This window comes from uncultured Meiothermus sp. (assembly GCF_937863175.1).
Lineage (GTDB): Bacteria > Deinococcota > Deinococci > Deinococcales > Thermaceae > Meiothermus.
On record NZ_CALMCQ010000006.1, the window covers coordinates 1 to 8411 of the forward strand.

At 59.7% G+C, this 8411-nt stretch carries 9 protein-coding genes; 1 reads left to right on the plus strand and 8 read right to left on the minus strand.

Annotated elements, in window-relative coordinates:
• Nucleotides 1-150: 150 nt before the first annotated feature.
• The 8 genes from Q0288_RS00110 to Q0288_RS00145 all read right to left on the minus strand — a co-directional run bounded on the left by Q0288_RS00110 (nucleotide 151) and on the right by Q0288_RS00145 (nucleotide 8159).
• A complete protein-coding gene (locus Q0288_RS00110) occupies nucleotides 151-690 on the minus strand; it encodes an NADH-quinone oxidoreductase subunit B family protein (protein WP_299425310.1) in 540 nt (179 codons plus the stop codon).
• Between the two features lie 76 nt (nucleotides 691-766).
• Entirely contained in the window at nucleotides 767-1126 is a 360-nt protein-coding gene (gene ndhC, locus Q0288_RS00115) for an NADH-quinone oxidoreductase subunit A (protein WP_299425313.1), read from the minus strand.
• Between the two features lie 340 nt (nucleotides 1127-1466).
• The gene (locus tag Q0288_RS00120; RefSeq protein ID WP_299425316.1) at nucleotides 1467-2606 is read right to left on the minus strand and encodes an AMP-binding protein; all 1140 of its coding nucleotides are present in this window, start codon (nucleotides 2604-2606) and stop codon (nucleotides 1467-1469) included.
• 183 nt (nucleotides 2607-2789) lie between these two features.
• The gene (locus Q0288_RS00125; RefSeq protein WP_299425318.1) at nucleotides 2790-4460 is read right to left on the minus strand and encodes a glycerol-3-phosphate acyltransferase; all 1671 of its coding nucleotides are present in this window, start codon (nucleotides 4458-4460) and stop codon (nucleotides 2790-2792) included.
• A 255-nt stretch (nucleotides 4461-4715) separates the two neighbouring features.
• Complete coding sequence (locus Q0288_RS00130; RefSeq protein ID WP_299425320.1) at nucleotides 4716-5453, minus strand: hypothetical protein; 738 nt, start codon at nucleotides 5451-5453, stop codon at nucleotides 4716-4718.
• A gap of 280 nt (nucleotides 5454-5733) precedes the next feature.
• Nucleotides 5734-6309, minus strand: a complete 576-nt coding sequence (locus Q0288_RS00135; protein WP_299425323.1) for a class I SAM-dependent methyltransferase — start codon at nucleotides 6307-6309, stop codon at nucleotides 5734-5736.
• 160 nt (nucleotides 6310-6469) lie between these two features.
• Complete coding sequence (locus Q0288_RS00140; protein ID WP_299425326.1) at nucleotides 6470-7174, minus strand: DUF475 domain-containing protein; 705 nt, start codon at nucleotides 7172-7174, stop codon at nucleotides 6470-6472.
• A gap of 25 nt (nucleotides 7175-7199) precedes the next feature.
• Nucleotides 7200-8159 carry an alpha/beta hydrolase-fold protein gene (locus tag Q0288_RS00145; protein ID WP_299425329.1) on the minus strand — a complete coding sequence of 320 codons (960 nt, stop codon included), beginning with the start codon at nucleotides 8157-8159 and terminating at the stop codon, nucleotides 7200-7202.
• Between the two features lie 45 nt (nucleotides 8160-8204).
• Here Q0288_RS00145 and Q0288_RS00150 point away from each other — a divergent pair.
• Nucleotides 8205-8411: amidase family protein (locus tag Q0288_RS00150; protein ID WP_299425331.1), on the plus strand; the 207-nt coding region annotated here is incomplete at its 3' end.

Below are 8411 nucleotides of genomic sequence, written 5' to 3' on the forward strand. Positions count from 1 at the left end.
CCTGGTTCTTGAGCGCCCCTAGCAGGGCTTTGAATTCTGCCCTGGGCACCACCACCCAGGTACTGTCGTGGGCTTCCTCCACCTCCCAGCCTCTGGCACGGGCGTCGGCTTTTAGTTGTACCAGTTTTTGCATATCCACCTCGCCAAGGTCTACCGCTTCCAGGCCTCAATTTTAGGCAGCTTGCGGCCCTGGTCGTCGCGGCCTGCACCCATGATCTTTTTCTGCAGTTGCATTACTGCATAGATCAGGGCTTCGGGCCGGGGTGGGCAGCCGGGCACAAATACATCCACCGGCACCACGCTGTCCACGTTTTGCACGATCGCGTAGTTGTTGAACATCCCGCCCGAAGAGGCGCAGGCTCCCATCGAGATAACCCACTTTGGATCCGGCATCTGGTCGTAGACCCGGCGCATCACCGGGGCCATCTTTTTGGAAAGCCGTCCGGCCACAATCATTACATCGGCCTGGCGAGGGGAGGCCCGGAAGACCTCGGAGCCAAAACGGGAGAGATCGTTGCGGGCATCGGTGGACGCCATCATCTCGATGGCACAGCAGGCCAGCCCGAAGGTCGCGGGCCACAGGCTGTTGGAACGCCCCCAGGCAATGAGCTTCTCGAGGTTGGTAAACAGGATGCCCTCATTCTCGAGTTCCTGTACATCTTTCGTAAAAAGGTCTGCAATGGTTGCCATTCAAAAACCTCCCTGCCAAAGGCTTAAAGCCGAATGTAAGACTGCTTCAGGTTTTCAGCTCTGGGCTGTCGGCTCCTCAGTGCCACTTCATCACACCCTTGTACCACTCGTACAAAAAGCCCACAAACAGTAGCACCGTAAACACCATCAGGCCCCAGAAGCCCACCACCCCCACGGTGCCCGCACTCACTGCATAAGGCCACAGGAAAGCCACTTCCACGTCGAAGATGATGAAGAGCATGGCCACCGCATAGTAGTGCACTGGGAAGCGCTTAACCTCCCCGGCAGGGTCGTTGCCCGATTCATAGGGCATCAGCTTGAAACGTCCACCTTTTTTGGGTCCAAGAATTGCTCCCACCACACTCGCCAGAACAGCAATGCCGACCGCAACTGCCAGGTAAACCAGCAGAGCCTGATACTCACTTATGGGTGACATGCGCCTCCTCTTTTGCGACTGAGCTTGTGCCGGTCTTCACGAAGTCTCGCAAACCTACACGGCCTCCCGCACTTCTATCGCCAACATCTTACACTTCTACCTTCACGACGCAAATATTGTTTCAGGTCAATGCTATTTGGCAGGGGGTATCAACAGGGTTGATGGTCCCACCGTGAAAGCACTGTGAGGGCGGGCCAAACTGCGGGCGAGGTAGATGGCTGTGGCCCCAGGCCCTCGGCGACCCAGGGAAGCAGTGGAGACCTATGCGAAGGAGTACGATCAGGACGAAGATCGGCTGTGACCCTGCCCCTCAGCTTTCGACCCGCACCATGGCGGTGGTTTAGTAACGCTTGTCCACCAGGGGCGGCCCCTCCAGGGCCGGGTCGGCCTGGATGTCGTCGAGGCGGATGCCGGTGGCTTGTTGCAGGGCCGGGCCAAGCTGGGGTGGAACAGCCTCGGCCTTGATGCGCAAGGTTAGCCGGTCGGTTCCGCCCTCTTTGCTTTCGACCACCAGCTGCGCGCCTGTACGAGGGTCAATACCAAAAGCCATGAGCAGAGGGGCCAGCTCGGTTGGGTAAAGCTTGACCCCTTTGACCTTGACCATCAGGTCGGTACGTCCAATCACCCCTCGGGGAAGGCATAGGTGGCCATCTTTCCGGGTCACTACCGCGAGGTCGCCGGTGCGAAAACGAACCATGGGCATCAGGGTGCGCGAAAGTGCAGTGATCACCATCTCCCCCTTTTCACCATCGGGGGTAGGTTCTAGGGTTTCGGGGTCGAGGAGCTCGAGGATGGCCATTTCAGGTATCTCCCTCAAGCCGTTTTTATCCAGGCTTTCCCCTGCCACAACACCAAGCTCGGAGGTACCGTAGGCATCTACCGCTACCCCCCCCATGGCCTGTTCCAGCTTTTCACGGTAGCCCGGAACCGAGGAGAAGGGTTCTCCACCAGCCATTAGAAGCTCAAACTTACCTCCAGCCTGGGCTATTTTCATAGCAAAGCTGGGATTGCAGACCAGAATTTCAAAGCCGTACTGCTGTTGCAGTTGGGCGATTCGCTCGGCCTCGCCGGGGCCGTGGGGCAAGACCATTGCCCCGGCCCGCTGCAGGGCCTCGTGAAACAGCCAGCCTCCGGCAAAAATGTGATAACCGAAGGCCACCAGGGCTTTCTTACCGGCCACACCCAGCCGGCGCATCTGAGCAGCCAGCGCCTCTGCCTGGTATTCCACATCTTCGGCGGACAGATACTCGGGCATCCAGCCTATGGCCGGACTGGGGGTCAGGTGCATCAGGGCGGCCCCCTGTGGGGGTCTGGGATGGGCCTGGATATGCGCTAGCCATTCCTGGCGGGTGGTGAGCGGCAAGCTGGCTATGGTCTCGAGGGTAATGCTGGAGGCATCCACTCCGCTCAGTTTTTGTGCATAGACGGGATGTTTTTGGGCAGCAGCGATCACGGTACGAAGGCGTTGGGCTCGATCCATACAGTAGCTCCTTATTTCCACACTTCCGAGCAGATTATACGGGTTACCACCCACCTGAGAAGTTAGTCTAGGCCAAAGCCAGACCAAGTTGGCCCGGTATGTTCGGGGATTGAGAGCAAGCGTTCCTGAACCGTACCCGTCCGATGTGAGTGATCCGGAGCGGCGGCTGAAACCGCCCTGAGCTTAGTCCACTACCCTAAAACCCAGGGCCTCGGCCCGCTCGACGAAGAACTGGATGTTCTCGCTTTTGGTCTCGCCGCCCAGACTCTTCCGCTCGTAGGCTTTTTCGGCGGCCAGGATCATGGTCTCGGCCAGACAAGCCGGAACTGTGCCCTGGCCGAAATGCAGGTTGATATTGCCGGTCATGGCCCCCGGAGGCCGCACCACCCCGCCGGGGATCACCCGCACACCCTGCACACCCTTCACCGACTCATCCACATCGGGCGGTACACCCTCGTCGTAGATCCAGACACCGGGCTTGATGTGCTCAGGGAAGATGATGGAGGCGGGGTCGGAAGTGGCGGTGAAGATCAGGTCGGCCTCTTTGATAGCCGATATCTCCAGGGTTGCTACAAGCTCGGGCACAGGCTGGCCTTTGCGCTCCAGGTTCTGCTCGAGGGTCGCGGCGCTTTTCTCCAAACGCTCCATGTTGCGCCCAACCAGGATCAGCTTACCCACGAGCGGGGCAACCTGGCGGGCAATGCCGAAAGCCACCACGCCGTTGGCCCCCACCACTGCCGCTGTTGCGTCACTGAGCTTGCGCCCAGAGTGTTCGAAGTGGGCCAGGATACCTGGAATCGCGGCCCTGACGGTTCCGGCGGTGTAGGCCCCGCCATTGGTAACCTGAATGTCCGGCACGGCTTCCTGGACGATGCGGCCCTTATCGCCCACCACACTCCAGAAAGCCCCGAGCCCCACCACTGTGCAGCCCAACTCCTGGGCCAGCCGCGCTCCCTGGATGGCCCGGCGGATCGCGAGTTCAGGCTTGCTGCTGATCTGGTGGGGTAACAACGGGGCTGAGAGCAGATGGCAGCGAATCTCGCGCCCATCGCTGGTCTTGACCCCGCGCAACTCCCCAACCTTCATGGGCCTGAGGGCCTCGGCGAAGTTTTCCACCAGGTTCTGGCCAATAATCCCTCGGTTTACCAGGGGCCTGGCCCACCTGAAACGCGGGCTCTGAAAAAAATCCTCCACCGTAAGGGGATGAATCATGAAAGCGCAGACCACTTGTTTGTCTGAGGGCAAGGGCAAAGGCTCGCCCAGGCGGGGCTCGGTGCCTTCCAGCATCCGTCCGATATTTTCCTTGTAGCGCCACACCGTCATAAACAACAAGACCCAGGCTGCCAGCCTGGCCCAGCCCGAGATGGGCTCGAGGGTTAGCAAGAGCGCCAGTGTGGCCGGAATATACATGGCCGCCAACGAACCGTAGCGGCTCAAGAAAAGACCCACCCCGGCCACCAGCAGGACAACCAGGGTAAGCAGGTAGGGCAACCCGCTCAGGTACAGGCCAAAGACAATCCCCACCAGGACCCCAGCGCCCCGCCCCCGCAGGAGCGCTCCTTCGGCAAAAAGCCGGGGAGGATACAGATGCCCTAGATAGACTACAAGCGCAAAGATAACTGCCCAGGACAGCCCAAACTGCCCCCCTATCCAGACCGCCAGCAGCCCCTTGAGAAAATCCAGGCCCCAGGCCAACAGCGCGGGGCCAGTTCCCAGAAGTTTGAGGGTGTTCTCGAGGCCCAGGTTGTAGGCCGAGGCCAGTCGCGGGTCTTGTCCGGTCAGCCCGCGTATAGCCCAGTAGCCCAGCGGCAGCGAGCCGATCAGGTAGGCCAGGATTGTTAGCACCAGGATCATCGGCTAAGCGTCTCCAACGTGAAAGCGAATGACGGGGGGGAGCGGTGTGGATGTGGGATTTGCGCTCACAAGCGTGATCTCCACTGGGATCGAGCAGGCTCCGTCTGCTGGGAAGCATCGGGCAAACTACCTGATTCACGGGGTGGCAAACTTACCATGGCGCAACTTAAACCTTACCAGATTTGGGCAGGGGGACTGGAGGGAGAGCTTGGGAGCGAACACCTTTGCTCATGGCTTTGAGGGCTCCTGGGTGGCCTAGAAGCTGGAGGGTTTGGGCTTCTGGCTCATGGCCCAGATGGTGCCTAGAATGAGCACCACCAGAATGAAGAGCGAGAACTGGGTTTTGTCTATTCCCGTGACCCACTCGGGGTGGCTCAGAACCTCCTTGGTGAGCTTGTCCCAACCCCCAATGGCCAGCTTAACCCCAGCAAAGCCCACTACTACAAAAGCCACCGTCTCGAAGCGGGGGTATTTTTCCAGCAGACCCACAAAGAGCACCGCTACGAAGCGCAAGGCCAGGATGCCGATAAACACCCCAGTGAAGATGATCCAGATGTTGTTCGAAAGCGCTACCGCTACCAGCACCGAGTCCACTGCAAAGGCCAGGTCGGCCAGCTCAATTTGGGCCACAATGGTCCAGAACTTGCGGGGTGTTACCACCTTGAGGGTCTGCACCGCCTGGAGGTGGACTTCCTCTTTGGGCCTGGGCTTGCTGAAGTGTCTGATGGCGATGTAGAGCAGGTAAGCAGCCCCCAGGGCCTGAATCCACCAGAACTGAATCAGATACACCGCGAACACCAGGGCCAGCCCGCGCAAGACGTAGGCCCCGGCGATGCCATAAAACAAGGCCCGTTGCCGCCAGGGCGGGGGCAGTTGCTTGACCATCACCCCCAGTACCATTGCGTTGTCTGCGGAGAGCACCGCCTCCATGACAATTAGAATTCCAACAACAATCAGCGCTTGTCCAAGTTGTTCCACGCGCACCTCGAGCATGGGTGGGCAAAACCACGCAAAGCCACCACGGCCTTTTGTGTTGTGGTGGTCTCACCCAGGCTATGTACCCTGATTAACCGGAAGCAGTTGCTTCGTACTGACGATTAATCATCCCCTGAAGGCGTTACGGTTTTGCCAATGCTGGCACCCCAATCGCCTAAGCGAAAGGGTAGCCGTTGGCCACAACGACTATGCCGCTAACCCGAACTCGCCTCGAGGGTGGTTACTCCCCAACCAGAGAGTAGGGTAGCACTCTTTTCCGGATGAAAAGCGCATGAACCTACGATTGCCCCAGGCCGGTCGGGGCCCAGGGAGGCTTATACCACGCGGCCCAGGTGCGATGATGGCCTTCCATCCAGCCCTCGGCCCAGGCCCGCAGATGAAGCCCTGGGGGTGGGTGCAGGAGTTCGCCCGACTGCCAGTAGTGCTCGGCCTGGCTTCCGCGCCGAAGGGCCTCGAGGATAGTGAAACCTTCGATGAGCACCAGGCCCGTGGGCATTAGCCTGGAAGCCAACCTTTCCAGCAGTGGGCGGTGCAGGAAGTAGGAAATCACGATGCCTGCAAAAGGGCCAGGAGGCAGGTTGGGGTGGGGGACTTCCAGATCGGTTTCGAGCGCCCAGATGTTGAGTTGTTGCCGGGCGGCCTCGGAGCGGACAAACTCGAGGGCCACCCGGCTACGCTCAAGCAGCATCACCGGGTGCCCGCGTATGGCCAGAAAAATAGCGTTTCGTCCGGTTCCCCCGGCCAGATCCAGCACGGGCCCGTGGGGCAGTTGATGGGCAAAAGCAGCCACCACCTGTGCAGGCTGGGCGATGGGGAGCTGGGTGCGGTAATGGGTGTCCCAGTCTTTGGGCATGGCTCGAGCAACTCCATCAGACCCGTTTCCTAAGGGTCAAAACGACGGGTGAATTCCAAGCGCCCCAAAACCACAAGTCGAAGGCCGAAAGCCTGGAAATACCTGGACAGCATACCAATCGGATTCCTGGCTCTTGACCCTCGACCACTTTGACCTGCGCCTACCTGGCTCCGGGAGTGCGGCGGAAGGCCCACAAACCCCCGAAAACCAGGATCGCGAAAGTCACGCTGAGGAAAAAAGCTTGTGACAGATGCAAGGCCAACTCGGGGCGGTGCAGCCACACTTCACTGCCGTGTTCCCAACCTTCCAGGAGCAGCTTGAGCCCGGCCCAGCCCACCACTGCATACGCCACCGCCTCGAGCCGGGGGTAGCGCTCGATGAAGGTGACCATAATGCCTGCAGCCAATCGAATGAGCAAAATACCGATGGCCACACCGGTAAAGATCACCCAGAACTCTCGGCTGAGAGCCACCACCACCAGCACCGAATCCACCGCAAAAGCCAGATCAACCACATTAATCATGATCACGATGCGCCAGAAGCTCTTTGCTGCCTCTTGCTGAATGCGGGTTTGGTCTGAAATGCCCGGTGGTTTGTGAGGGAAAAGGTGATTGGCCGCCAGATACATCAGGTACAAGCCGCCCAGCAGTTGAATCCACCAGATTTGGAGGATGACCGTGGCAAACAACAATGCCAGTCCACGCAATACATATGCGCCGATGATGCCATAGAGCAGGGCCCTGGAACGCAGGTGTTCCGGCAAAGGCCGAACCATCACGGCTAAAACCATGGCATTGTCCACCGATAAAACCGCCTCGAGTGCAACAATAATGAGAATGGCTGCAAAAGCCGATCCGAACTCCATAAACCTAAGCCTATCACCCCAAACTTCAGGATCCGAACAGGTACACCAGGGCCGGGGCCAGCCCCTGCCGCCAGGTCATCCAGTTGTGTCCGGAGGGACGCTCAAAGTAGGCGTGGCGGTAGCCCTGATCGCTCAGCATGGACGCAAAACGGCGGTTGGGAGCCAGGAGCCACTCGATCTGGCCGGTTTCGCAGTAGAACCGCAGGGGCAGGGTTTCCGAAGCCAGGTACTGTTCGGTAAGCCACTCGGGGTCGGTAAAAGCGTTACCCCCCTCGGGTGAGGCCGTCAGGCAGGACGACTGGGTAGCGACCTTCTGGAACAGGTCTGGGCGGCGCAAGGCCATCCACCCTGAAACCAGGCCCCCCAGGCTCGCACCCATCAGCCCTCTTTCCGGTGTGGAACCATAGTGCGACTCCACGGCGGGAATAATTTCATTCAGTACATGCTGTTCGTAAGTAGAATTGAACCAGTACTCGTTGCGACGGTCTTCGGGCTCGATGAATACAATTCGTACGGGCCGTATTTCGCCTAACTCACAAAGCCCCTGGGCCACCTCGGCCAGCCTGGCGGTGCGGTAGTAGGCCACGCCATCGTGAACGTAGAGGGTGGCCTGGGCGGGCTGGGTGGGGTTGTAGACATAGTAGCGGCGGGTGGTGCCGAAGGCCATGGACTCCAGACGGTGCCGGTGTACCTCGAGTGCACGAGAGGGCTGGTGGGGGGCGGTATAGTGAAAACCTGGCAGCTCCACAGCCCTGGGATACGTCCACCAGGGGTTCTGGGCTTTGTGGGGGTTATCGGGGTCGGGGAAGGGATTCTGGTCGGCGTCGAGGAAGGCGTACTCGAGGTAGGCTCCGGCGGGGAACTCGAGGGTCAGGGGCTGGTCAATGGCGATGGGCCTTCGGTCCCAGTCGGTAAAGTCGCCCACCAGAAACCTGGCCCTGGCCGGGGGATAAAAGGTTACGGATCGGGTGTGCACCTCAACCATACTCCACTACCTTAACGCATCGGGCCAGATAGATAAGATAACAGGATGGATACAGGGTCAGATGTATACGGCGCAGTGGTTGCCTGGGTAGATGATCTGGAGGCTCCGACCCGCGATCGTGGCCCACTGGTCGGGATTCCTTTTGCTGCCAAGGATTTATTTGATCTGGCCGGACTGCCCACCACCGCAGGCAACCCCGATTTTGCCGAGCTCTGGGGCCGCCCGACCCAGGACGCCTGGGCAGTAGCGGCG